The sequence below is a fragment of the Spirosoma migulaei genome, assembly GCF_054776855.1.
Genome location: NZ_BAAHBG010000033.1, coordinates 389902 through 414906, shown reverse-complemented (window position 1 = coordinate 414906; position 25005 = coordinate 389902). Strand labels below are relative to the sequence as shown.

The following is a 25005-nucleotide window of genomic DNA, read 5'->3' as shown; positions in this document are numbered from 1 at the left end:
AGTAGATACGCTCTGGTAACCCATAAAATGAATAGACGAATTATTTCCGCAATAGGCATAGTACTATCATTTGCTTTAATCTCCCTATCGTGTAAGACGAACGAGGTGGCAACCAATACACCGGCTATTACTACGCTCAGTTGTTCAAGTGCCACATTTTCGGCGTCTGCCACCAGTGGAGCCTCGTATACTGCCAAGGCCAGTGTACCCTATACAGGCGGAAATGGCATTGCCTATGCCGAAGGAACTGGGGTTACTTCAACGGGCGTAACAGGCTTAACAGCAACCTTATCAGCAGGGACTTTGTCCAGCGGAAGCGGTACGGCCAGTTTCGCTATTACAGGTACGCCCGCAACGGCTGGAACAGCCAGCTTTTCAATCAATTTAGGTGGACAATCCTGTGTATTGGACCTGCCCGTAGCTGTTTCTAAAGCCAGTGTTCCCAGCCTGACATGCACGGCTGCTCCCGTAAACGGAACAAACGGTACAGCGTATTCAGGTAACGCTACAGTGGCCTATACCGGTGGGAATGGCGGTACGTATGACGTGTCAACAGCTACGTCAACAGGGGTTGAAGGGTTGACCGCAACCCTTGCCGCAGGAACATTGGCTAACGGTTCGGGAACGTTAGTTTATACTATTTCGGGTACACCAACCTCATCGGGTACGGCTACATTCAATCTAAGCTTAGGAGGACAAAGCTGCACAGTTACGGTAACAGTAGCTGCGTCGGGAACGGCCACGGCGGCCACCGATACCGTTGTGATTGTGTATGCCGGTACAACGGCCAGCGTCAGTAATGCGTTTCAGGATGCAGGTGTAAGTGTGGCGGTAAGTGGTGCTGATATAACGGTAACGTCGACCAATACGACCAAAGAAATTGTGTATGCCTTATCGGGCACAGCCACAAAAGGCAGCTTCAAGATTTATAGCCCCTATAAGTTCAATATCACAATGAAAGGCCTGAGTCTGACGAATAGCACGGGGCCAGCCATCAACAGTCAGTCAAGTAAGAAGGCCACCATTCATGTGGTGAGCGGCACAACTAATACATTAGTCGATGGGGCTACCTACACAACGAGCACAGAAGATCAAAAGGGTACTTTTTTTAGCGAAGGTCAGCTCAGCTTTATGGGTGCCGGAACGCTGAACGTAACCGGAGCGAATAAGCATGGTATTGTATCCGACGATTATATCTATGTGAGTGAAACAACGATCAATGTAAAGTCGGCAGCAAAAGACGGTATCCATGCGAATGATTATTTTGCGATGGATAACGGAACCGTCACAATTACAGCATCTGGTGACGGGATTGAGGCCGAGGAAGGGTATATCGCCATTAACGGAGGTACACTAACGGTAGCTAGTGTTGGTGATGGCATAAAGACATCATATGAAGGAACAGACGCTACCATTACGCCCTATATTTCAATCAAAGGGGGAATCCTGAACGTATCAACTACGGGCGATAAAGGGAATGGCATCAAGAGCGAAGGCTATACAACCATAGCCACGAATAACCCGATTACATTAGCCGTCAGTGGCAGAGGGGCAAAAGGAATCAAAACATCCGGCGACTTCACCTTAACCGCCGGAACGATCAAGATCACAGTTTCAGGTGCTGCCTATTATGTGACGGCCGATGCAGATATTGCGGCTCCGGCGGGCATCAATTGTGATAAAAATCTAGCCATTAATGGGGGGAACTTAACCATCACCAACACCGGAACCGGTGGGAAAGGCATCACCGTTGATGGGACGGCTACAATTAGTGGAGGCACAACCACGATTACGGCTTCCGGGGCAAATTACACGTACAGTAGTACGCTAACCAGTGAAGCGAAAGGCTTTAAAAGCGACGGTGCCTTCATCATGAACAATGGTGAACTCAACATAGCAGCAACTGATGATGGGCTGAAGTCCGGCACGTCGATCACCGTAAATGACGGCACCATCAATGTCACGAAATCGTATGAAGGTATGGAATCCATCTTCATTACCATTAATGGTGGTATATCGAACCTAACGGCTTCAAACGATGGTGTCAATACCTCTTATGGCACGGTTTCTGGCGGCACTGAATCAAACGACAATAGTGCGTTGACGGTAAGCGGAGGAATATTAATTGCTACCGGTTCTGATGCGATAGACAGTAATGGTAATTTCACCATAAAAGGGGGAACTGTCATTGCAAACGGCAATGAAGACATTGATGTTAACGGTAATTTCCTGATTACTGGCGGGGTTTTACTCGGGGCAGAGCCCAGTAATAATATGACCAAAGCAATGGGCACAGCGTCAACGCAGGTTGGTATGTTTATCAAATCGAGTACACAGGTGGCACCCACTTCGGTTATTCATATCGAAGATGCTTCCGGAAAGGATTTGGTGACGTTTAAGCCTAAAACGGCTTCTGCCTACTTTCATTTCTCGAATCCGGCGTTAGCAAAAGGGGCAGCTTATAAACTATATATTGGTGGAAGTTATAGCGGTGGAAGTTTCGTAGGCAATACTACCGGTTGGGGAATATACACAGGTGGTACGTATTCAAATTCAGGCGCAACCTTAAAAGCGACGTCGACAACATCGACGACAAGCACAGTCAATACGATATCGTTCTAAGCTAATTGTGCCTAATCCCGAATTCACGTTACACTACTATTATCTCACCCGCTACTGCTCTGTCTCGTCCTTGTCTTCTTTGTTCTTCCCAAGTTTAACCTTCGGATTGGTTTGCGTACCTGTAATGGTCATAGGAATACCCAGGATGCCCAGGGGTGGGAGCCCTAGCCGGAAGTTCAGGTTTAAGCGTCCATACAAGCCTACCTTGCCTTCCAGTCGGGGGCGGAATCCGGCCACGCGTAGTTTGGTACGGGCAAGAGTCATGGTGTTTCGGGCAATCGTGGTTTTAATGGCTACTTCCGATATATCGGGATTGCTGATGTCGTGACCGGTTTTCTTGCTCACCGCGCCAAACAAGCGAAACCCGTTCATTTTCACCTTCCGAACCGACAACACCCCACCTCCTTCCAGCGATGGCATAATTGGCTGCATATCCGCATTCAGGTTTCCTTTCAGTTGGTAATCCAATGACACCAGTCCCTCGGCTTTCGCGGCAGACGTAGCTAAGGCCCGGAACAAGGCAATTTCGCGATAAGCGCGTTTAATATCGAAATCAACGGCGTTGATGTGGTAGTCAAAAGCGGCCCGCTTGGGGGATAAGCTCTGATAGGTAGCATCCATCGTAACGGGCGTACCAATTACGGTAAAGCCCGTTTGCCGGAGTGTAATTCGGCCACTATCAATCCGCATCTGTCCCTGTGCATTCTGAAGTTTCAGCCCGTTATAACTCACCCGTTTGGCCGTTGCCTTTACGTCGATGGCTAAATTCGAGGGCACGATCACCACGCCTGACGGTTGAGTCGATTTGGCCGATGAGGCTGTGGAGTTGCTGGCAAAGGCCATAAATTCATCGACGTTTATCGCGTTACTGGTTAGTGTAAACCTCCCTCGCAGGGGCGACAGAGGTTTGGTTAAATAATCGACGATATTGGTCAGGTAGCCGTTCATAGCCACCGACGATGAGCCATAGGTAGCTTTAAACCGGTCGAACCACACTTTATCCTGATCGAAACGAAACAGGCCCGTTTTAATCAGGAAGGGCAACGGAAATAAATCCGACGAAAGCAGCAGGTCCTTTACCTGTACAGTTCCCTTATTAAACAGTTTATCATACCGGCCAGCCGTAGCATCGTCCTGGTTACCACGCAAAGAAAAGTCCGTTTTGATAAGACCCTTCACATTGTATCCCTGTTGCGCCACAACCTGATAGAGCTTACCCACATCAACAGTGCCTTGTGAGGTAATGGCATAGGTTAGATTGTCGAAATTTTTAAGATCAGCCTGCACCTTGAAGGGCTCTCCCTCAAACCAGAATGAAATTGGACTGAGGCCAACCTTGAGTGTATTCAGTGACAATGATGTGTTTAGAATATTGGCGTTGACATGAATGCGCTCAATAGGACGTGGATAGTACTTCGTTTGAACAGTGCCATTGGTTAATTGAACAATTGCTTTAGTGATTGGGAACTCTCGTTTTTCGGGAACGTACTGGCCTTCTGTCTCGGCTTCAATCGTCAGTTTGCCAGCTAGTTTCAGACTGTCATTGAGCGGGTAGAACGAGTTTAGTTCGTCTAAATGAAGAAGGCCATCGAGTCGGCCCGTAATGAACAAATCCTTGGCATTCTTAAGTTGAACAAACCCACTCACTACATTTTGTAACGCCTTCAGGTGGAGATTTTTCAATGCTACCTGCGCATGCCGATAATCCTGATCAGGGCAGGAAGCATCCAGATTAAACCGTATATCACGAACGGGCTGCGGTAGTGAATCATATTTGATGTAGCCATTCTCCAGTGAGGACGTGACGGTAAACCGTGGGATACTCGTAATGGTCTGCTCCGTTTTGCTCGAACTGATCCGCTTTTGGGCAACGATATAATCACCATCTGCCTGCATATCCAGCCGATATCGGCCTTTAACATCGATCAATGGAATGCCAAACGCTTTATCCCATTTCTCCAGATCAATATCAGTATGCACAATCGCATGAATAGTTGGCTTGCTCAATCCGTTTACATGTAAACGGGAACCAAAAAAGTCCTTATTGATCGTAAAATAGAGTGAATCCATGGCCAGATCCAGTTCTTCGGGATTCAGGTTGGGAAGTTTGACCGCTAAATCGAGCCGTAGATTCTTGACGGGATCGGGTGCTTTTTCATAGGCAACAGAGCCATCCCGCAACGTAGCATTGATGGTCAGCGTAGGCTTGGTATGGTTAACGACGCTATACTCTCCCGACAGCGATACCCCAAAAGCGCCGAACCCGTTGATGTCGGTTTTAGCCGCCCAACGTACCAGATCGGGAGGTAGGGCGGTAATGATATTATGCAGGTCGGTTTCTACCGATGCCGCCTTGAAATCCATCGTATAGCCGTCGCGCAGAAACGCGAATTTACCCTTAAACTGAACCGGTAGCTTATTGATTTTCAGGTCGTTTTTGGTGAATACAAACGCCAGTGAAGTCGTATTCACCTGCGTAATCAGATCCGCATTCACCTGTTTCCCAAGGGCGTAGGGTTGATTATCGTAATACAGATCAACCGAGTCGATGTGGGTGTGCGTGTACAGGTCGAAGACGGACTTACTCAAATCGCCCTTGCCTTCGTAGAGTACACCCTTGGCCCGGATAAGCATCGGAATCGACAGGTCATTATAGATGATATTGGTCCGTTCGATTTGAATTTTCTCAATTGTCAACGCGGTACTATTCGTGTCGGTTGGCGTAGCCGATGAATCTGCCGGGGCTGCATATACGTTATAATTGGCGTGCCCCTGTTTGTCAACCTGAACATTGATACGCCCATCGGCCAGAAATATCTTGTCGATTTTAATCCGTTTTTCAAACAAACTGGCCAGATCGACGCCGAGACTGATTTCCCGGGCGGCTACCAGCGTGTCCTGTTCAAACGGTGCTGACCCTTTTAAATTAACATCATGAAGGGTCAGCGTCAGATTCGGAAAATGAGCAAAAATGGAGGGTGTTGCCTTGGAAAACGTCAGCTTCCCGCTGAGGTGACTGTCCGTCCACTCCTTGAGTTTTTCGCCAATAAGATCAGGGAATAAATAAGGCAGCAGGCTGATAAACAGGCCGCATACCAAAACGATACCGCCTATGCCAAGGCCCAACCAGTTGAGCCCTGTAGTTACAGATTTCGAAGTAAATTTCATGTCGGTGGGTTGGTGGCGAACGAGAGGAAACCGTTCTTTCCAAACAACTAGTTTTGGTTGCCAGCCAACCACAAAGTTAGTATAGGGTTTCAATAATCAACTTGTTGTACCCTACTGGTCACAGGTGCAAACCCGAATTACTTGCTGACTGACTGTCCGTATATACGTAAGGCAAGAATCCTGCCACTCGTGTTTGTCGATGAGAATTTACGACTACATTAGGTCAGCCTGTTCAATTAGCTGTTATTTTGTAGTCAAAACCAACTTCACTCCAACATACCCATTGAAAACATTCTTTGCCCTTCTGCTGCTGATTCCCGCCATTGCCGTTGCTCAGACAACGGCACCGGCCAATTCATACCCGTTTACGCCCGTTCAGGACTCGGCGTACGTGCGCGAGAACTACCAGAAATTTGAATTTATGGTGCCCATGCGCGATGGCACGAAACTGTTCACGCAGGTGTATGCGCCAAAAGACCAGACGGTAAAGCATCCGATCATTATGCAGCGGACGCCCTACAGTTGCCAGCCGTACGGAACCGACCGCTTTCGTCGGCGGGTTGGGCCAAATCCGTTTATGCTTCGCGACAACTACATTGTTGTTTATCAGGACGTTCGGGGCCGGTGGGCCTCAGAGGGTACGTTTGTTGAAATGACGCCCCATGTTGATGTCAAGAAAGGAAGTGCCGACCATGATGAAGCGACTGATACCTACGATACCATCGACTGGCTTCTGAAAAATATACCCGCCAACAACGGAAATGTAGGACAATGGGGCATTAGCTATCCGGGGTTCTTCACCTCTGCGGGCTCAGTTTCAGGGCATCCAGCCTTAAAAGCGTCGTCGCCACAAGCGCCCATGGCAGATCTCTGGCGCGACGATGCCTTTCATAATGGCGCGTTCATGTTAGCCGCCAACTTCAGCTTTTACCCTTTTTTTCTGGAGCATAAACAGCCAACGAAGCAAAATCCGCCTGCTTTGTTTGAGATCGACGATCCCGACGGTTATCATTTTTACCTGAATATGGGGCCAACCGCTAACTCCGAAAGTCAGTTTTTTAAAGGGCGTAATAAATATTTCTATGAGAATTTCCAGCATCCCGATTACGACGAGCACTGGAAAAAGCGCAACATTCTCCCGCACCTCAAAGGCATTAAACATGCCGTAATGGTAGTCGGTGGCTGGTATGATGAGCAGGATTTGTATGGAACCTTCAACACCTACAAAGCCATCGAAAAGCAGAATCCAGGTATCCAGAACGTATTTGTGGTAGGTCCCTGGATACACGGCGGCTGGGCGGGTCCATCCGGACAAACCCTGGCCGATCAGGATTTCGGCTCCAAAACATCGCCCTATTATCAGGAGACGATCGAAGCTAAATTTTTCAAGCATTACCTTTTTAACGAAACAACGCCTTCTCCTCTACCCGAAGCTACGCTGTTCGAAACCGGCACCAACCGCTGGCGCACGTTCGATACTTATCCGCCCAAGGAAACAGTACAAAAACAGTTGTACTTGGGGGGTAATGGTAAACTGAGTTTCTCTGCTCCAACATCGGGAGCGGCTTTCTCCGAATTCCCGTCCGATCCGGCACACCCGGTACCGTTTTCCAGCAAGATCAATGATGGTTTTTCGGCCGATTATATGGTCGAAGATCAACGGTTTGCCTCCTCCCGGCCCGATGTATTGACTTTCCAAACCGACGCCCTGATCGAAGACCTGACTCTGGCGGGCCCGATTATGGCTCAGCTTACCGTCTCGACCACCGGCACCGATGCCGATTGGGTGGTGAAGGTGATCGACGTGTACCCGCCCGATGCGCCACAGAATCCTCAAAAGAAAGACGTTGTCTATGGCGATTATCAGCAATTGATTCGCAGCGACATTATCCGGGGACGCTACCGAAACAATATCAGCAAGCCTGAAGCCTTCAAGCCCAATCAACCCACGCAGGTTCCGCTGGAGTTGCAGGATGTGTTGCATACATTCAAAAAAGGCCATCGGCTGATGGTGCAGATTCAAAGCTCATGTTTCCCCTGGGCCGACCGAAATCCACAAACCTTCGTACCGACTTTCTCCGCTAAAGAATCTGATTATCAGAAAGCAACGCACCGGGTGTACCATGGCAAATCGGGCGCAAGCTTCCTGAAAGTTGGCGTGTTGAGTAAGTAGTCATGTATAGTCAAGCATTGTCAGGAGTAGTTAAGCATTGTCAAATACTCGACTGTGCCTGACAGTTACTTAAATCGGCAAATTTACTTCATTAATGAAACTCCTCTCTTTCCTGCTACTTGCCAGCCTGTATACCTACGGCCAGCCAACAACACCCATACCCGTAAAGGTGGTGGTCGTAACCATGTTCGAAATTGGCGCTGATACGGGCGACCGACCCGGCGAATTTCAATATTGGGTTGAACGAGTCCCGCTGTCGCAAACGATTCCCTTTCCACAGGGCTACCGGAATCTTCGGTATAATGCTGAAAAACAGGTGCTGGGTATTTGCACAGGCATGGGAACCGCCCGCTCTACCGCTTCGATCATGGCCCTGGGTATGGACCCTCGCTTCGATCTGTCCCACGCCTACTGGCTGGTGGCAGGCATTGCCGGAATCGACCCCGAAGATGGCAGTGCTGGTTCGGCCGTTTGGGCTGAATGGCTCGTAGATGGTGACCTCGCTCACGAAATCGACCCACGCGAAATTCCAAAGGAGTGGCCTACGGGTTATCTGCCTTTACGCCGGGCCAAGCCCTATGAAGAGCCCGCTCAGGACAACGACTTTATGGTTTCGATCCACCTAAATCCTGACCTGGCCAAGTGGGCATATGGCCTAACCAAAGACGTCAAACTGGCCGATAGTGAAACACTTCAGAAAATGCGGGCTCGCTATCAGGGATTTCCTGAAGCCCAAAAACCACCCCGAGTCATGATGGGCGACCACATTGCCGCCATGACCTTCTGGCACGGCAAATACCTGAACGAGTGGGCTAACAAATGGGTCAGCTACTGGACAGGCGGGAAGGGAAATTTTGTAACATCGGCAATGGAAGATACGGGTACCGGGCAATCCTTACAATGGCTCACGAATGCGGGTAAGGCAGATATTAACCGGTATCTGGTGTTACGAACGGCTAGCAACTACACCATGCAACCACCGGGCGTTACGGCTGCCGATAATCTGACTAATGGCGGCAAAGAAGTCGGCGAACGCTATACCGCTTACGTGCCTGCTCTGGAAGCCGCTTACCAAACGGGTATTGTAGTAGTAGACAAGTTGATTGCCAACTGGACCATTTATAAAGACAAGGCTCCAGGGAAATGATGAATTTTCAAAGGACTGTCTTTACCGTTTTTTACTGATTCAAGCTGACCAATGCGCACTTTAGTCACCTTTTTGTCATTGCTATTTCTTGCGAGCGTTGCACAGGCTCAGCAAATTCAAAGGCCTAAGCTGACGGTTACACCGCTCAATGATCGAGTGTACGTTCATACAACTTACGGCATTTACCGCAACACAGCTGTCCCTTCTAATGGATTGATTATTAATACCAAAAACGGAGTTGTGCTGGTTGATACCGGTTGGGATACCGACACCAACACCGACAATACACGGGATTTGCTTCAATGGGTTGCCACTAACCTGCACCAGCCCGTTCGGTTATGCATTGTCACTCATGCGCACGAAGACCGCGTTGGGGGCATCCGTGAACTCCGTAAAGCGGGTATCCGGACCATTAGCACGCCATTAACTGCCAAGAAATCCGTTAAGCTCGGCTACGAATCGCCAGAGGGTATTTTGCCCAATGATACAACCTTCACCATTGGTCAGGAGCCGATTCGCTGTTACTTCCCGGGCCAGGGGCATACCAGCGACAACATTGTTGTCTGGTTGCCCAATCAGAGGATTTTGCACGGAGGTTGTCTGATAAAAAGTGTAGCGGCCTTCGGGATGGGGAACCTCGCCGATGCAAACCTGAATGCGTGGGCAGGCTCCGTTCAACATGTAATCAAGCAATTTGGGGCTGCTAAAATTGTAGTACCCGGCCACGATGAATGGGGCGACACCAAGGCGCTGGAACACACATTAGCATTGCTAAAAAAGCATGCAGAAGGCAAAAAGTGACTGGTTTATTGAGTCACAGATACGCCATATCTGAGAGATATGGCGTATCTGTGACTCAATAAACCAGTCATAATTTCTCTTAAAATCAGCCCCCAGAGCGGTTCTATTCATCGTTGGCCTCTTTTTTGATTAATAAAGTAAATCGGTCGATTCCCGCAGATTTCAAGAAAGTTGTTGCTGAACGTTGCCAGGCTTTCGTAGCCAACCGCGCTGGCTATTTCCGAAACGTTGTTATTTTCAGTTTCCATCAATTCCAGAGCCTTCATGATCCGGGCCAGTTTGCAGTAGCTGGAAAAGGAAACCCCTAACTCTTGCGTAAACAAACGGCTCAATGTGCGAACCGAGAATCCGAACTGGTGAGCCAGACGTTCGATACTGATTTTTTCGTGTAGGTGCTGTTGTATATAGTTCAGTAACTGGCCCAGTTTCACATGACTCGTAGAAGGGAGGCAAACCTGTATGGATTTTGTCATCTCTTCTGGCAGGAGATTTTGCAAGGCATATAGAAACGTAGTTTCCTGAAAATCAGCCTGATCTACCCGATTCCATTTCTCCGTATACCGCATCATCTCCTTCAGCAAAGGCGAAACCGGAAATACGGCCAACTCATGACGTATGCTCGTTTCATCTGTTGAAAAACAGATTGCCCGCATATGCAGAGCAGGACTGTCAGACCAGATTTCATGAAGCGTATCAGGAGGAATCCAGGCACCGTACCAACTGGGCAATACCATCTTTTTACCCGCCACATGAAGGTGAACAAACCCATTTTCGGCGTAGATAAACTCGCTCCAGGGGTGCTGATGCCAATCGGAATGAAACCGACCTAACTCCTCATGATACACAAAAGACGGTTTCTGGGCTGTGATCGAAGCACAGCTTACGGGTTTTCGCCCCGTGGCCGATACAAACAAAACATTGTCCTTTTCTGACATGTGGGCCAAGTTAGCTAAATCTACTTTTGCAAACACCTATCAGAAATTGATAATCAAACAGGAACTATATGACTCAAGGAAACGAAAATGTATGGCCAGTTCCATATAAAGCCATTTTAAAAGCAACGCAGGAAGCGGGATTTTCCATGGCATCTGACCCACTCACCTGCGCCTTACTCAGCACGCTCGCAGCCAGCAAACCCTCCGGAAAGTTCCTGGAATTAGGTACGGGCACAGGGTTGGCAACCGCCTGGATTCTGGCTGGAATGGATCAACAATCAACCTTACTCTCAGTTGATAATGATTCAGCTTGTCTGGACATTGCCCGACATTATCTGAGCGAAGACGCCCGTCTACAGCTTATTAATGCAGATGGAGGAGAATGGCTTAAAGCTGCTGGCGATCAGGCATTTGATTATATTTTTGCCGACACCTGGCCAGGAAAATACCTGCTTTTAGACGAAACACTGGCCTTGTTAAAACCAGGTGGATTTTATTTGATTGATGACATGCTTCCTCAGCCAAACTGGCCCGTCGGCCATGAGCAGAAAGCAACTGATTTGTTGGCGCATCTGGAAGCGAGAAACGATCTGCGAATCAGCCAGTTAAACTGGGCCACTGGCGTAGTGGTAGCCGTCAAATTGTAAATCCGCTTGCTTCTGCAAAAATGAGCGCGTATACTGCCATTAAAATAAGCGACCTGCGAGAATACAGATCGAGGAAACAGAGGCAGGAAATCATAATCGCATCGGCGGCCCATTAATCTTAAAAATCATAATAATCCGCGTTCTATATGCCTAAACTCGTTCTGATGGATCATGACGGTGCAATTGACGACTTACTGTCTCAGTTGCTGGTACTCACCATGCCCGACACTAAATTGATCGGCGTTACGGTCACGCCCGCCGATTGTTACATTGAACCCGCCCTTGAATCGACTTATAAACTCCTCCAGATAATGGGGCAGGAACAGGTGGCGTTAGGGCGTGGTGATTACTATGGCATCAATGCGTTTCCGAGCGAATGGCGGGCACGCCCCGAAATCATCAATGCTTTACCCCTGCTGATTAACCTGCCGAAATCACCCGACCCGTATGCTTACCCGAGTGCGCCTGAGTTACTCATCAACAAACTATCATCGGCTACTCAAAAAGTAACGATTCTGATGACCGGCCCCTGCTCCAATCTGGTACTGGCTCTCGAAAAGGCGCCCGAATTAAAAGCAAAAATCGAAGAGATTGTCTGGATGGCGGGCGCCTTTCGAACCACCGGAAACGTGCAGACGTTTCAACACGATGGTAGTGCCGAATGGAATGTGTTCTGGGACCCGATCAGCTCACAGAAACTGGTTTCCTATGAACTGCCCTTAACCTTGATTCCCCTGGACGTGACGAATCATGTGCCTGTCACGAAGAAGTTCCTGTCTACGCTGGCCACGCAGATCGACTATACGCTATCCAACCTGACGGGTCAACTCTGGGCACTTACGCTCGATACGATTCCGAGTTATCATTACACCTATTTCATGTGGGACATTCTGGCCACCAGCTACTTAGCCATGCCCGAGCAATTCACCACCGAAACGGTGAAAGCAAACGTAAGCACCCGCCCCCCTAACGCCGGACAAACGTATCTGGATGAAAGCGGCTACGAACTAAAAATCGCGACGGACGTGAATGTGGCGTATTTTTACGAATATATTCTGACGCAGTTTAAGCGATAAGGCTTCAGTTTAAACGTGCTTACGGCTATGATAAGCGAAAAAGAAAATACCCGAATCAGTAAACTATTAAGCTTAGTGCTCAGGCACCGCCCCACCTTACTTGGAATCGAATTGGATACCAATGGCTGGACAGATGTTGACACACTCCTGAGCAAAGCACAGATTGACAGACCTACGTTAGATCATGTTGTAGACACGAATAATAAGAAGCGATTTTCCTTTAATGATGATAAAACCAGAATTCGAGCCAATCAAGGTCATTCTGTTGAAGTAGAACTGGGCTACAAGGCCGAATTGCCGCCCAAATTACTATATCATGGAACCGGTAGCACTTCTGTTACCTACATTCTTCGAATGGGGTTGGAGAAGCGAAAAAGACACCATGTTCATTTGAGCAGCGATAGTGAAACAGCCTATAAAGTTGGCCAAAGACATGGGGTACCTGTTGTTTTAGAAATCGACGCAGAACAGATGAGTAAGGACAATATAGAATTCTACCTATCGGCCAATGGGGTTTGGCTAACCGAACAGGTACCCCCAAAGTACATCAAACGCCCTTGACTTATAGGATCAATACGGACTTAAGATCTGTTTCCACTTCACTTTTTCCAGTAGTCCCTTCTTCCTTTAACCGCAAGCCTTTTCACTGGCCATGGAAAGCCAGGAAAAACCAATCGCCTACTCCTCGGAGCATCACTTTCCGCGAAGGCATAACGTAGTTAAAGGCAAACCACCGCATTAACAAGGCCACCAACCCTGTAAGCTGGAAGCCATATACTTCTGCAATCCCCCCCGCCCAACACCAAAAACTGGCAAACTACCCCAATCCACTGGAAGAGAAGGGCTTTAAGGATTGTCCCTTGAGTGCCCGGGCCATATTTTGCTTCAAGTAATCGCCGTGTTTGATAGCCCATAAGGCATTTGCCGGACAGGCAGCTCCGGTGTTTATGGGTTTAACATGGCAGCCATCACCCCCGCCCCAAATAATTATATAACCCGGAATCTGCTGGGTAACGATATGAACTAAATAAATAGCATAAATAAATATATACCGAATGTTACTTAACAGGCATATGATTTAAATTAGTGCTCTGATTAGCCTTCCTAGCCCTATGAATTATTTAGTCAAGCTTTTACTTAGCGTCACGTTTTGTGTGATACTGTATACAGTAAAGGCCCAGAATGAATTACCACTAACCTTGTTGAACGCCCCTGATTCAACCAAACTGCGCGTACTTTGGCATACAGGTGATTCTCTGATCAATGCCAGTCAGTTTATTCCCGCGAAAAAACTATATGAACAAGCCCTGACGATTGCCCAGTCAGGTGATGATAGTAAGTCGACCGGGATGAGTTACCGTAAAATGGGTTTATGGTATGAATCAACCGGCGATTTTGGCCCGGCCATTGAAGCGTACCAAAAAGCGCAGACTGCTTTTAAAGCAGCTGGCGATCATCGTCTTTATACCCGAACGTTTCACTTTATCGGCTTTTGCTATAATCGGCTTAATAATATTAAAGAGGCTCGTCATTACATTCAGCAAGGTCTGGCCACTGCTCAACAATTCGGTCTGGAGCAGCTTTTACCTGAGTTTTATAGCGAATTGGTCAACATTGATAGCCAAAGCAAGCAGTACGCATCAGCCTATGCCAATATGGAGAAAGTATTAGCCTATTACAAAGCTAAAAAAGAGTGGCAAACGTATTATGGCAATCTCTTCAACGCGGGGTTACTGTATAAAAACATGGGTCAATATGCCCGCGCTGAGCAGGCATTCCGGCAGGTGATGGCCTATGCTAAAACCGAAAACGATGAGCTATTACAAGGCTATGTAGACGCCAGCATTCCCTACGCACTAATTCCGCAGAACAAATTAGACGAAGCCGAGCAAGCCTGTTATCGGGCACTGGCATGGTCGGAAAAAACCGGGACAGAGAAGTATGCCATGCAGGAAGACATAAACAGCCACTTAAGCCGAATTTGGGAAAAACGAGGTGACTTCCAGAAGGCACTTACCTTCTATAAACGGCAGATGGCCAGCCACGACAGTGTATTTAACGCAACGAAAAACCGACAGGTTGCGGAACTGGAAACGCGCTACCAGACCCGCGAAAAAGAAGAAAATATCCGGCAGCTAGCTGCTACAAATGCCCGGCAAACCCGCCAGCTTTGGGCAGGCGCAGGTGGCTTAGTAATCCTGACTATTCTACTGGGAACACTGTACTGGTTATATGAACGGGTCCGGCAAAGTCGGCAGAAAATTACCCAGCAGTCTGTTCAGTTAACCCTGATGATGAAAGAGTTGCACCATCGGGTCAAAAATAACCTGGCCATTGTGTCCAGCCTGCTGAAGCTGCAATCGAACCGGATGGACGACGAAAAGGCCATTCAGGCCGTGCGGGTAGGCCAGCAGCGGGTAGAAGCCATGTCGCTTATCCATCAGCGGCTTTATCAGACTGACGAAGTAACAACGGTGAACATGCGCGATTACCTGACTGATTTGTCGGAAAGCCTGATGCGGGCCTACGATTACTCTGCCGACGAGTTCGATCTGCAACTCAATATTGAGCTACAGGAACTGGATGTGGATATGGCCATGCCATTAGGGCTGATCGTTAATGAACTGGTTACCAACGCATTTAAATATGCCTACAGCAAGACCAATGGGAAACGCCCACTACTACGCATCGACTTACGACGACAATCGGATTCGGCGCATCCGGGTATTACATTAGAAGTGCAGGATAACGGACCGGGTATTGAGGTGGCCGACTGGCAGCAACAAGGCAATCGGTCTTCCTTTGGCAAACGCCTGATTGCCTCACTTAGTGAACAACTCGAAGGGCATTTTGAGTTACTCAAACAGAATGGAACCTTGTTCCGGTTACACATGCCTACCATTCGCCCACAAGTATAAGCGTACTTCAGTAACCTTTATTTTACAGAATGGCAGGTATGAATCCTGTTAATTAGCTCGTTATGAACCCGGATGAACGCGTAAAAATCCTGATTGTTGAAGATGAACCCATCCTCGCGATGGAATTGAGTGATAGCCTGGAGGATGAAGGATACGACGTAGTTGGCACTGCTAATAATGGCCGTAAAGCTCTGGATCTATTCAAACGGCAACCCGTTGATCTACTGCTGTGCGATATCACGATCAAGGGCGATTGGGATGGCATTCAAACGGTTCAACACCTGGTGGCCGAGCGACCTGTACCTGTCATTTACCTAACCGCCCTGACTGATCGGGAAACCCTGGATCGGGCCAAGCAAACCTACCCGGCGGCTTATGTCAATAAACCGTATCAATTGCATAGTCTTCGAACCGCCATTGAACTGGCTATCCACAACTTTACAGCCCGTGCTACGCCCACTCCAGCCAACCAACCCGTAATCACGCCATCAGAACGTGATGTACTGGGACGGGAAGCCATTCTGCAAATCAATGACTATCTGTTTATCAAGCAGAACTATCAGTTCGTTAAAGTCAACCTCAGCGACCTACTGTATTTAGAGGCTGATAATATCTATACGACCCTATACACCACGGGCCGTAAGTACGTACTTCGACTTACCTTGAGTGGTATTCTGGAACGGATCAATCAGCCCGAGCTGGTTCGTATTCATCGTTCCTATGCTGTCAATATCCACAAAGTAGATTCGTTTAATGAAGCGGAGGTAAGCATTGGCCCACAGTTAATTCCCCTAAGCCGAAGTTATAAGGATGACTTTTTGCGACACTTCCTGCATCGGTAAGAACCCATTTTATTTATTAAACACAGAGCCACAAAGAGCACAGAGATGTCATTCATGAGAACTAGTTTTCTCTGTGATTTCTGTGACTCTGTGTTTAATAAATTAACGCGGTTATCTGACTACTACGCTATCATTTCTCTATTGTATTTATTACGATAATCAATGGGGGCTAGACCTGTTATTTTTTTAAATATGGTTCTGAATGCTTTAGTGTCAGAATAGCCAACATCATACATAATTTCATTGACTGTTTTCCTTCCCGTTTCCAGACTTTTTTTAGCAGCTTCCATCTTAACCCGTTGCATATATTCAGCAACCGTATTGGAAGTCGCTTTTTTAAATCTTCGTTCCAGATTTCGTCTTCCCAAAGCAAATTTAGATGCCAAATCCTCTACCGATATTTTATCCTGGAAATTCTGCTCAATAAATTCCTGCGCTTTTTTTATCGGCTCATCTTCATGCTCTTTCTGGCCCTGAAAAATGGTAAAGGACGATTGATTATCCCGTTCTATTTCTATAGCAAATACCTTGGCAGCCAGAATAGCGATATCCCGTCCGGCATATTTCTCAATTAAGTATAAAATAAGGTTCAGGTAGGAAAAAGCTCCTCCACTCGAATAAATGCCATATTCATCGGTAATAATTTTCTCCGTCACTAAATCTACATCCGGGAAAAATTGCCTGAACTGATTTTCCGCCAGCCAGTGTGTCGCGCATTTTCGACCTTTAAGTAAGCCTGTTGAAGCCAGTAAAAAAGCGCCTACACAAAGGCTGGCTATCTCTGCGCCATTTTCATATTGGTTGACAATCCAGGGAATAAACTCCCGGTTGTTTTCTATTGCAATTTTCAGATCACCATCGAGCGCCGGGATAACAATTAAATCTGCTTTTTCTACTTCATTTAATAGTAAATCTGCATGGACAGTAAATAAGCCTCCGCTTATAGGAGTTTCTTTAGAAAGGCCTACTAATTGCACATTGAATAAGGGATTTTCACCCCTCATTCTAAAAAAATTATTTACTTCCGAAAACAATTGGCGAGTGCCTTCTAGACTACCTAAAATAGCACCTTTTGGGATTAGGATCGATATCTGTTTCATAGACCAAAAATAGCGAAAAATGGTGTCGGAATCAACCCTTAAATTGACGTATTTACCCCCTCTCTTCATCGACAAATACCAGTACATTTGCCTATATCAAACCAGAAATCAAGTCAACTAAAAGTATTATGAGAAAAGTGATTTTATTCATGCACGTATCGCTCGATGGCTTCGTATGTGGCCCCAATGGTGAGCAGGATTGGATGACCCGAAACGATGATGACATGGGCAAATACCTGGCATCCGACTTTCTGAGTACGGTAGATACCATGTTGGTTGGCAGGATACTGTACGAGGGGTTTGCGGGCTTCTGGCCGTCTGTTCCCGAGAATCCAGACCTCCCGGACGAGCTGGTTGACTTTGGCAACTGGATGAACAATACGCCCAAAGTAGTCTTTTCGAAATCACTAAAAACGGTTGGCTGGACGAATTGTCGGTTGGCAGAACGGGAGCTTACCGATGAGATTGCGTACTTAAAAGAACAGCCCGGTGGGGATATGATCACCTTTGGTGGGGCAGCCTTTGCTGCTGCTTTAACAGAGTTGAATCTGGTTGACGAATACCGCATTAAACTGGAACCCATTGTTTTAGGTACTGGGAAACCCTTGTTTAAAAACGGCATTGATCCAATAAAGCTGACACTCATCAAGTCCAAAGCGTTTAACTCCGGGGTTGTAGGGCTCTACTACCAGGTCAACAGAAACTAACCAACCCAATCACGACACAACTTAATGCGTATCTGAATGTCAACGGCAGCTGCCGTGAGGTTATGACCTTTTACCAGACGTGTCTAGGTGGTGAATTAAGTGTCCAAACGATTGCCGATGCGCCATTTGCCAGTCAGATGCCTGCCGAAGCTCAGCAGAACAGTTTACACGCCACCTTAACCAAAGGAAGTCTGGTGTAAAATCTAATTGTAATTACCATCAGCCCTATACCCCATGAGAAAGTTACTTTTTTTTATGCACACCTCCCTCGACGGTTTTGTGGCAGGCCCAAACGGAGAAATGGATTGGATAAATCTGGACGATGTGCTGTTTGACTTTGTAGGCACCATGACTGAGCAGGCAGATACAGCGCTCTATGGTCGGGTAACCTATGAGATGATGCAGGCATACTGGCCCACAGCCGCCGATCAACCCAATGCGAGCAGGCACGACATTGAACACAGCAGTTGGTACAACAAAGTACCCAAGGTTGTGCTGTCGAAAACAATGAGCGAAACGGGTTTAACCAACACCACCGTGATTAGCGATCACCTTTCTGACCATATACACAAATTAAAGCAGCAGGAAGGACGAAACATTTTAATTTTCGGAAGTCCGGGGGCTTCTCAATCATTATTAAATCAGGGGCTAATTGACGAGTTCTGGTTATTTGTCAATCCAGTTATTCTAGGGCAAGGTATGCCTCTATTTAAAAACATAACGGGCAGGGCCAGGCTAAAACTTGTTGAAACCAAACCGTTTGATTGTGGTGTTCTGGCCCTTCATTATGAACAGTTAAGAGAATCCTGAACGAGTATGAAACTAGCTGCCACAGTCAAAAACACGTTTCACCATCATGAAGCAGTAGTGCAAACAAACGATGATTCCAAAGTCGTTGAAATCCCAGCGAAATCCTCAGGCTATGGGTCTTCTGTGAATGGCGGAGAACTTCTCCTGCTCGCTCTTGCCACCTGCTTTTGTAACGACATCTACCGGGAAGCGGCTAAACGAGAGATAAGCGTATCGGAAGTGGAAGTTGTGTGTACAGGCGAGTTTGGCGCAGAAGGTGAACCCGGAACAAACTTCCATTACAAAGCCAATGTGGTTGCCAACGCACCTGCTGAAGAGATCGATGCATTAATCAGACACACTGACAAAGTCGCGGAGATTCAGAATACGCTTCGGAAGGGATTGAACATTACGTTGAGTGATTGATGTCTGGCTGTCAGTTAAGTTCGGCGGAGTCTGGAGACTCCGCCGAACTTCAGACTTTCTCAAAAATAACGTCAAATTAGTTTCCTCAGCTTCAGCGTTAGTGAATCCTGCTTATAACGTCCCTGCATCGTTAGCGTGCTGTCGTTCAATAAGGTATAGTTCACCCGAAGTGAATCGCCCGGCTCACCGTTTGTTTTTGGAAAATCGACGCTGAGCGTTTTCAGTTTCTCATCCAGTTTATACATGCCGTGCAAATCCTGCTTCTGAAACCGATCTGGATTGTATTTGAATAAACAACCATAACGCCACTCAAAGTAAATCTTCGACCAGGCCGAATCCTGAGGTGTTGCGGCTGACACAACCTTGTGGTTTCGAGCCATGGTTTCCACTTGCCAGACGCCGTTGAGTTTCGTCTTCGGTTCAAAGGAATCCCGCAGACTAGCGATCCGCCAGAACGATAATCCAATTACCAACACCCGAACGACATTAAGGAGGATTGTCCTCCCATTCAGGCTAACGTTTTCATGATACGACAGAAACGCAGCCTTCAATTTATAATAATCCAAGGCCAGCAGGAAAAACAGCAGGAACGTGTAATGCAGCGCGTTATAGTAGGCCAGCGGAGAGATTTCGTAGAAGTGATCGATCAGATCGATGTTGACCATAACGGGCAGCAGAACAAAAACACCAATCAGCCGGGTACGTCGAAACAGGAGCAGAATACACCCTATAATTTGGGTCCAGCCCAGAATATAGGCCATTGTCTGCGAATAGCCGTAATAGGTCCAGGTTAACCAAAACCCGCTCAGCTCTTTGATAGGCGTTTCGAGGACATAATTGGGCGGCTGAAACTGCGTTTTCAGAATTTTGGCTGCTCCATAGCCTGTAACCGAATAGGCAACGTAAAACGCTATGATGGTTTGAAACAGAACATGAAGCTGTTCGCCTTTCCCGCTACGCTCCCAGCCGTAGGCTATCCCGAAGCTAACCACCAGCATACTGGCCAGCATTGGCAATGATTTCGCCCAGTCGTTCACGGTCTCAAATTGCCAGCGCGACAGCGATTCAACGGTTTGCATCAACCCGATCAGCACAACGATCAGGCACAGTACTTCGAAAAATTTAAGCCAGAAACTACGAGTTGTTAGCATAGAGAGGAGGGTTAATAGAACGCTGATTATCAAGATCATACAAGACCATAACTGATCAGAAAAACCATAACTATCAGCATTCTATTGTATGATAATCTGGCCAAAATGCTTGAGCGGAGACGGCACTTTCGGATCATCAGGAAGATTCAGTACAGACGCTGGAAGAAACCGCTTATCCGCCGTGTATTCCTTGATTTTCTGATTGTAGGTGTCGTCACGGTCCGGCGTTCCGGGCTGTTGTGCCCGAAGCGATGAGCTACCGAGCATAAGCCCGGCTATCGCCAATGAGCCTATTCGACCAAGTCGTTTGTTCGTAAAGAGTTGCATGAAGTTAGTTGATTGAATAGTTAAGAAGGGAGGGGTGTTTCAAGTTTCAGGTTCAAAGTTTCAATCTCTCCGTGATGTCGGGTTCTTAAACCCGACACAGCGAGGTTTCTTAAAACCGCGTGTAGATCTCAGAAGGTTTTGAGAAACCTTGCTGTATCAGTTTTAAGAAACTGACACCACGCTAAACCTCAAACTTAATTAGTTACTGCTTCAGCTTCATCAGCTTCCGCTTAAAATACTCGGCGGTGGCGTTCCCCATTTTCAGCGCGTTGGTGTGCTTCATCCAGTGGTGGGTATCATCGACAATGACGAGGGTTTCCATGGGTACACCCTGCTTGTCGAGCCGCCGAAAGAGGTCGGTACTCTGGTTGAAACGTACGTTTCGGTCGTCGTCACCATGAATGATCAGCACGGGCGATGTCCAGTTACTAATCGACGAAATGGGCGAGGATTGGTACACAATTTTATTGGCGATCTCCAGATCAGGGATTTTTTCAAACCGGCCGGTTGAGGCTTCTCCGCCGGCTCCCCGTTGCTGGCTCCAGTCGTGCACACCGTGGATATCGACGCCCGCGGCAAAGAGTTTAGAATCGCGGGCGAGCGCCAGGGCCGTTAGGTAACCGCCGTACGATCCACCGTAAATACCAATTTTAGCGGGATCGACCTGCGGTTGTTCCGAGAGCCAGACAGCAGCCGCCCGAACGTCCTGGTATTCTGACGCCCCCAATGCCCCACCGTCGGCAGGCTGATGAAAGCCGTAGCCATACCCAATGCCCAGCCGATAATTAACCGATAAGACCACGAAGCCTTGACTGGCCAGGTATTGATTGAGCGCGTATGAGTTGGCATAATAATCCGAATAATTCCAGCCCAGCAGCATCTGGCGTGGTGGGCCACCATGCACATAAATGAGCGTGGGTTTCTTACCAGCTCCACCAACGGGTTCAAAGAGCTGGCCATGTACCGTCATCCCATCTGGTGCTTTAAAAACAACTTGCTTCGGGGTTACTAACTGGTTTTGCGGAAAACTGGCAGGCACCAGATTCTGAGCAAGAATTTTGGGCGTACCTTTCGTAAACGCCATGACCGTTGGCAAGGGAGGGCGTTGCGCGGTAGCGCTAATCATGGCAATGGTGGCACCATCGCCCGTCACAACCGGCATCCATTCCAGCCCAGCGCCAGGCGTAACAACTTCCATCGCGGCTTTATCGACGGGAACGCGTACAACGTGCCGCCGGTCGATGTCTAATTTATCCGGGCCCGTATTACCACTGAATACCAGCCATTTCCCATCATGACTCAAGGTAATATGCTCGGCCATAAACGGAGCCGGTGTTAGTAACAAGGGTGCGCCACCGGTCGATGCAATCGAATACAGATGCGGCCAGCCGTCTTCATAAGACAAATAGACGATTCGATCACCAGCCGCCCAGTGGAGATTAAAGCCCCCATGCGTACTGGGTACCGAACCGGCCAGCGTTTTAGGGGCCTGCCAGAGTGGTGACGCGATTCCTGAGGCTACGTCGGCGGTCCAGATAGACCAGGGGCGATGTCTACGAACAAGAATAGAATCGGGGGCACCACCCGTGCCGGGTGTACGAACAAATACAAGCCGTTTTCCATCTGGCGACCAACGGGGCGAATCATCTTTTGAGAACGACGGTGCAATCCAGCTGATCGGTGTTTTTTCATCGGTAAACACACCTACAAACGCGTGATCTTTTCGATCACAGACAAAGGCCAGTTTCGCCCCGTCGGGCGACCATTCGATGGAGCTATTTGTACCGCGTGCGTTGAAGAGTGCTTTTGCTGCCGACGAAGCATCCATCGGCGAAACCCAAATCTGACCACCTTTTATAAATGCAATCCGATCACTTTTCGGCGAGATAACGGGCGCATCACCCTCGGCAATGGCTTTCGGTTCGCCACCCGCAAAGGGCACACTCCAGATCTGCACTTTGGGCGAAACGGGCGAGGACGTGGTATTTACCGGCAGTTCATCGTCCCAGTTGGAACCATGATCGCCCCCGCGGACATAAACGACCCATTTCCCATCGCTGGAGATGGACAGACTAGTGATTTCCTGTCCATCATCGTCCGTATAATTGGTGAGTTTTCGGGGCGTAAAGTCTGGCCCTTCGGCCACATACACATTGCGTTTGCCCTGTTCCGCGAACGCCCACGCAATGCGCGACCCCGTTGCCGAACTCGTCAATTCAGTTGGAAACGGGTAGCTTTTTACGGCTTCCAGGGAGAAGGATTGGGCTTGTAAACGAGTAGTTTGAGTAAGAAAAAAGCCTAGCGTTAGGCAGAAGAAGGTAAGCGTTTTCATGGGCTGCTGAATGAAGAAGACTATGCTTGAATGAGCCAATTAACTGAACGACTCAAACTAAGCATATTATTTCCTATTCTGCTCGATCGGAGAAATAAAATTCTACAAATCAGCCCTATTGTGCTATAAGTCGAACTGGTTTTTAGTTTGTAGTTTGAGGTTTGAGGTTGGCTGACGCACACTATTCTCGCGTCAGCCAACCTCAAACCTCAAACTACAAACTAAAAACTGATCCACCTACACGGGTTCGTCGCTCTTGATTCTAAAAATTGCGCCCTCCACTGATTCATCAATCCGAATCTGGCAAGCCAACCGGCTATCGGCGTCGGCGTCGGGTAAGGTGTCGAGCATATCTAACTCGGCATCCTGCGGAGCGGGCAATGCATCCAGCCCATTCAACACCTGGACGTGGCAGGTGGCACAGAGCGCCATACCCCCACAGGTGGCCAGAATAGTATAGTCCGACGCTTTCAGAACTTCCATCAAGCTCAGGTTAATGCCCTCAGGAATTTCGATCGGCTGTCGGTCGCCGGTACGGTCTTCTATGGTGAATTGGATCATGGTATTTACTTGTCATCAAGTGGTCATTGATCGTCATTTAGTTGTAATTGATGGCCTTTCTGATTGACACCATGAATGACGATGAATGACTACTAAGTGACCTTTCAAAACGTAGGAACACCGTTAACGGTTGTGTATTTGAAACTCAGTTTTTGGTCGGGGTGAACGTATCGGAAGGCGCTTTGGCACATGAGTGCAGCTTCGTGGAAACCGCACAGAATCAGCTTTAACTTACCTGGGTAGGTGTTTATATCGCCGATGGCGTAAATGCGTTCAACATTCGTGGAGTAATCCGTCGTATCGACATGAATAGCCGATTTATCAATCGTAAGGCCCCAATCGGCGATGGGGCCGAGTTTGGGCGTCAGGCCGAAGAGCGGAATCAGGTGATCGGCAGGCAGCGTGGTTACGGTTTTGTCTTTGGCCGTAATGCTCACCTCCTGCAAATGCCCATTGCCATTGATGCTCGTGATAGTCGATTGCAGCACTAGATTGATTCGTCCCTGACTGGCCAGATTAAACACTTTTTCGGCCGAGTCAGGAGCGCCCCGGAACGTATCGCTCCGATGCACCAGCGTGACTTCGCTGGCAACATCGGCCAGAAAAACTGCCCAGTCGAGAGCCGAGTCGCCCCCACCGGCCAACACCACCCGACGATCCCGTAACTGTTCCGGATTCTTTACCATATAGGCAACACCCTTACCTTCAAACCGCTCCAGATTAGTAATTTCAGGTTTACGCGGTTCAAAACAACCCAGTCCCCCCGCAATAACGACCACCTGACAATGGACAGCGGTTCCTTCATTGGTTGTTACGATGTACGAACCGTCACTTTGCCAATCAAGTCCTTCAACGCGTTCGCCCAGTGTGAAGCCGGGGTTGAACGCGGCAATTTGCTCCATCAGATTATCGACCAGCACCTGGGCGTTAATGGCCGGATAACCGGGAATATCATAGATTGGCTTCTGCGGATAAATCTCTGAAAGCTGCCCACCGACCTGGGGTAAGGCGTCAATCAGGTGGCAGCGCATTTTCAATAAACCGGCTTCAAAAACGGCGAACAGGCCCACCGGACCCGCGCCTATTATGCAAATATCTGTCGTTATCATTTCATTGGGAGCCAGCCCATTACACGGCAGATACCGGCATGGCTGGCTCATCAAAGTACGCCGTAAAGGTAGGGGCATCCCCCCCTCAACGGCTATCATAAATCGGAATGAAGGATAAGCAAATGGAATACACAAAAAAAATGACGAGCTTACCTGACAAACAACCTGAAATAA

General features: G+C 48.1%; 21 protein-coding genes. 13 read left to right on the top strand and 8 right to left on the bottom strand.

Annotated elements, in window-relative coordinates; translation table 11 throughout:
- Window positions 1–27: 27 nt before the first annotated feature.
- Complete coding sequence (locus ACYVGO_RS31525; RefSeq protein ID WP_460972721.1) at window positions 28–2622, top strand: carbohydrate-binding domain-containing protein; 2595 nt, start codon at window positions 28–30, stop codon at window positions 2620–2622.
- 51 nt (window positions 2623–2673) lie between these two features.
- On the opposite strand, the gene ACYVGO_RS31520 is transcribed toward ACYVGO_RS31525, so the two are convergent.
- A complete protein-coding gene (locus tag ACYVGO_RS31520) occupies window positions 2674–5790 on the bottom strand; it encodes an AsmA family protein (RefSeq protein ID WP_460972720.1) in 3117 nt (1038 codons plus the stop codon).
- Between the two features lie 283 nt (window positions 5791–6073).
- Here ACYVGO_RS31520 and ACYVGO_RS31515 point away from each other — a divergent pair, with 283 nt between their 5' ends.
- The 3 genes from ACYVGO_RS31515 (at window position 6074) to bla (ending at window position 9911) form a co-directional block, all read left to right on the top strand.
- Window positions 6074–7963 (top strand): CocE/NonD family hydrolase, encoded by a 1890-nt coding sequence (locus ACYVGO_RS31515; RefSeq protein WP_246859223.1) that lies wholly within the window; start codon window positions 6074–6076, stop codon window positions 7961–7963.
- Between the two features lie 94 nt (window positions 7964–8057).
- Entirely contained in the window at window positions 8058–9110 is a 1053-nt protein-coding gene (locus ACYVGO_RS31510) for a purine nucleoside permease (RefSeq protein WP_142774520.1), read from the top strand.
- A gap of 51 nt (window positions 9111–9161) precedes the next feature.
- Window positions 9162–9911, top strand: a complete 750-nt coding sequence (gene bla / locus ACYVGO_RS31505; protein WP_460972718.1) for a subclass B1 metallo-beta-lactamase — start codon at window positions 9162–9164, stop codon at window positions 9909–9911.
- A gap of 107 nt (window positions 9912–10018) precedes the next feature.
- On the opposite strand, the gene ACYVGO_RS31500 is transcribed toward bla, so the two are convergent.
- Window positions 10019–10846 carry a helix-turn-helix domain-containing protein gene (locus ACYVGO_RS31500; RefSeq protein WP_460972717.1) on the bottom strand — a complete coding sequence of 276 codons (828 nt, stop codon included), beginning with the start codon at window positions 10844–10846 and terminating at the stop codon, window positions 10019–10021.
- Between the two features lie 68 nt (window positions 10847–10914).
- On the opposite strand from ACYVGO_RS31500, the gene ACYVGO_RS31495 reads away from it, so the two are divergent.
- The 5 genes from ACYVGO_RS31495 (at window position 10915) to ACYVGO_RS31475 (ending at window position 16329) form a co-directional block, all read left to right on the top strand.
- On the top strand, window positions 10915–11493 hold the full coding sequence (locus tag ACYVGO_RS31495; RefSeq protein WP_460972716.1) for an O-methyltransferase: 579 nt from the start codon (window positions 10915–10917) through the stop codon (window positions 11491–11493).
- Window positions 11494–11639: 146 nt separating this feature from the next.
- Window positions 11640–12569 (top strand): nucleoside hydrolase, encoded by a 930-nt coding sequence (locus ACYVGO_RS31490; protein WP_142774524.1) that lies wholly within the window; start codon window positions 11640–11642, stop codon window positions 12567–12569.
- A 27-nt stretch (window positions 12570–12596) separates the two neighbouring features.
- Window positions 12597–13130 carry an RNA 2'-phosphotransferase gene (locus ACYVGO_RS31485; protein ID WP_460972714.1) on the top strand — a complete coding sequence of 178 codons (534 nt, stop codon included), beginning with the start codon at window positions 12597–12599 and terminating at the stop codon, window positions 13128–13130.
- Between the two features lie 551 nt (window positions 13131–13681).
- Window positions 13682–15487, top strand: coding sequence for a histidine kinase dimerization/phosphoacceptor domain -containing protein (locus ACYVGO_RS31480; protein WP_460972713.1), 1806 nt, complete (start codon window positions 13682–13684; stop codon window positions 15485–15487).
- Window positions 15488–15549: 62 nt separating this feature from the next.
- Window positions 15550–16329, top strand: a complete 780-nt coding sequence (locus tag ACYVGO_RS31475) for a response regulator (RefSeq protein ID WP_142774528.1) — start codon at window positions 15550–15552, stop codon at window positions 16327–16329.
- 122 nt (window positions 16330–16451) lie between these two features.
- On the opposite strand, the gene ACYVGO_RS31470 is transcribed toward ACYVGO_RS31475, so the two are convergent.
- Window positions 16452–17429, bottom strand: a complete 978-nt coding sequence (locus ACYVGO_RS31470; protein WP_142774529.1) for a GlxA family transcriptional regulator — start codon at window positions 17427–17429, stop codon at window positions 16452–16454.
- Between the two features lie 128 nt (window positions 17430–17557).
- Between ACYVGO_RS31470 and ACYVGO_RS31465 the strand changes: the two genes are divergently transcribed.
- From ACYVGO_RS31465 to ACYVGO_RS31450, 4 genes are all read left to right on the top strand, one after another.
- Complete coding sequence (locus tag ACYVGO_RS31465) at window positions 17558–18136, top strand: dihydrofolate reductase family protein (protein ID WP_460972712.1); 579 nt, start codon at window positions 17558–17560, stop codon at window positions 18134–18136.
- 62 nt (window positions 18137–18198) lie between these two features.
- Window positions 18199–18336, top strand: a complete 138-nt coding sequence (locus tag ACYVGO_RS31460; RefSeq protein WP_168207860.1) for a hypothetical protein — start codon at window positions 18199–18201, stop codon at window positions 18334–18336.
- Between the two features lie 34 nt (window positions 18337–18370).
- Complete coding sequence (locus tag ACYVGO_RS31455; protein ID WP_460972711.1) at window positions 18371–18946, top strand: dihydrofolate reductase family protein; 576 nt, start codon at window positions 18371–18373, stop codon at window positions 18944–18946.
- Between the two features lie 6 nt (window positions 18947–18952).
- Window positions 18953–19351 (top strand): OsmC family protein, encoded by a 399-nt coding sequence (locus tag ACYVGO_RS31450; protein ID WP_142774532.1) that lies wholly within the window; start codon window positions 18953–18955, stop codon window positions 19349–19351.
- A 71-nt stretch (window positions 19352–19422) separates the two neighbouring features.
- On the opposite strand, the gene ACYVGO_RS31445 is transcribed toward ACYVGO_RS31450, so the two are convergent.
- The 5 genes from ACYVGO_RS31445 to ACYVGO_RS31425 all read right to left on the bottom strand — a co-directional run bounded on the left by ACYVGO_RS31445 (window position 19423) and on the right by ACYVGO_RS31425 (window position 24831).
- Window positions 19423–20502, bottom strand: coding sequence for a hypothetical protein (locus tag ACYVGO_RS31445; RefSeq protein ID WP_460972710.1), 1080 nt, complete (start codon window positions 20500–20502; stop codon window positions 19423–19425).
- 81 nt (window positions 20503–20583) lie between these two features.
- Window positions 20584–20829 (bottom strand): hypothetical protein, encoded by a 246-nt coding sequence (locus ACYVGO_RS31440; RefSeq protein ID WP_460972708.1) that lies wholly within the window; start codon window positions 20827–20829, stop codon window positions 20584–20586.
- Between the two features lie 202 nt (window positions 20830–21031).
- Complete coding sequence (locus ACYVGO_RS31435) at window positions 21032–23161, bottom strand: S9 family peptidase (RefSeq protein ID WP_460972707.1); 2130 nt, start codon at window positions 23159–23161, stop codon at window positions 21032–21034.
- A 237-nt stretch (window positions 23162–23398) separates the two neighbouring features.
- Window positions 23399–23722, bottom strand: a complete 324-nt coding sequence (locus ACYVGO_RS31430) for a 2Fe-2S iron-sulfur cluster-binding protein (RefSeq protein ID WP_460972706.1) — start codon at window positions 23720–23722, stop codon at window positions 23399–23401.
- A 104-nt stretch (window positions 23723–23826) separates the two neighbouring features.
- Window positions 23827–24831, bottom strand: a complete 1005-nt coding sequence (locus ACYVGO_RS31425; protein WP_460972705.1) for an NAD(P)/FAD-dependent oxidoreductase — start codon at window positions 24829–24831, stop codon at window positions 23827–23829.
- Window positions 24832–25005: the final 174 nt, after the last annotated feature.

Excerpts from the sequence above, each read along its gene's own strand:
- ACYVGO_RS31465 (WP_460972712.1), top strand. The coding sequence starts at position 17,558 with ATGAGAAAAGTGATTTTATTCATGCACGTATCGCTCGATGGCTTCGTA.
- ACYVGO_RS31485 (WP_460972714.1), top strand. The coding sequence starts at position 12,597 with ATGATAAGCGAAAAAGAAAATACCCGAATCAGTAAACTATTAAGCTTA.
- ACYVGO_RS31445 (WP_460972710.1), bottom strand. The coding sequence starts at position 20,502 with ATGCTAACAACTCGTAGTTTCTGGCTTAAATTTTTCGAAGTACTGTGC.
- ACYVGO_RS31500 (WP_460972717.1), bottom strand. The coding sequence starts at position 10,846 with ATGTCAGAAAAGGACAATGTTTTGTTTGTATCGGCCACGGGGCGAAAA.
- ACYVGO_RS31475 (WP_142774528.1), top strand. The coding sequence starts at position 15,550 with ATGAACCCGGATGAACGCGTAAAAATCCTGATTGTTGAAGATGAACCC.
- ACYVGO_RS31490 (WP_142774524.1), top strand. The coding sequence starts at position 11,640 with ATGCCTAAACTCGTTCTGATGGATCATGACGGTGCAATTGACGACTTA.
- ACYVGO_RS31440 (WP_460972708.1), bottom strand. The coding sequence starts at position 20,829 with ATGCAACTCTTTACGAACAAACGACTTGGTCGAATAGGCTCATTGGCG.
- ACYVGO_RS31480 (WP_460972713.1), top strand. The coding sequence starts at position 13,682 with ATGAATTATTTAGTCAAGCTTTTACTTAGCGTCACGTTTTGTGTGATA.
- ACYVGO_RS31520 (WP_460972720.1), bottom strand. The coding sequence starts at position 5,790 with ATGAAATTTACTTCGAAATCTGTAACTACAGGGCTCAACTGGTTGGGC.
- ACYVGO_RS31510 (WP_142774520.1), top strand. The coding sequence starts at position 8,058 with ATGAAACTCCTCTCTTTCCTGCTACTTGCCAGCCTGTATACCTACGGC.
- ACYVGO_RS31430 (WP_460972706.1), bottom strand. The coding sequence starts at position 23,722 with ATGATCCAATTCACCATAGAAGACCGTACCGGCGACCGACAGCCGATC.
- bla (WP_460972718.1), top strand. The coding sequence starts at position 9,162 with ATGCGCACTTTAGTCACCTTTTTGTCATTGCTATTTCTTGCGAGCGTT.
- ACYVGO_RS31425 (WP_460972705.1), bottom strand. The coding sequence starts at position 24,831 with ATGATAACGACAGATATTTGCATAATAGGCGCGGGTCCGGTGGGCCTG.
- ACYVGO_RS31455 (WP_460972711.1), top strand. The coding sequence starts at position 18,371 with ATGAGAAAGTTACTTTTTTTTATGCACACCTCCCTCGACGGTTTTGTG.
- ACYVGO_RS31460 (WP_168207860.1), top strand. The coding sequence starts at position 18,199 with ATGACCTTTTACCAGACGTGTCTAGGTGGTGAATTAAGTGTCCAAACG.
- ACYVGO_RS31495 (WP_460972716.1), top strand. The coding sequence starts at position 10,915 with ATGACTCAAGGAAACGAAAATGTATGGCCAGTTCCATATAAAGCCATT.
- ACYVGO_RS31435 (WP_460972707.1), bottom strand. The coding sequence starts at position 23,161 with ATGAAAACGCTTACCTTCTTCTGCCTAACGCTAGGCTTTTTTCTTACT.
- ACYVGO_RS31470 (WP_142774529.1), bottom strand. The coding sequence starts at position 17,429 with ATGAAACAGATATCGATCCTAATCCCAAAAGGTGCTATTTTAGGTAGT.
- ACYVGO_RS31450 (WP_142774532.1), top strand. The coding sequence starts at position 18,953 with ATGAAACTAGCTGCCACAGTCAAAAACACGTTTCACCATCATGAAGCA.
- ACYVGO_RS31525 (WP_460972721.1), top strand. The coding sequence starts at position 28 with ATGAATAGACGAATTATTTCCGCAATAGGCATAGTACTATCATTTGCT.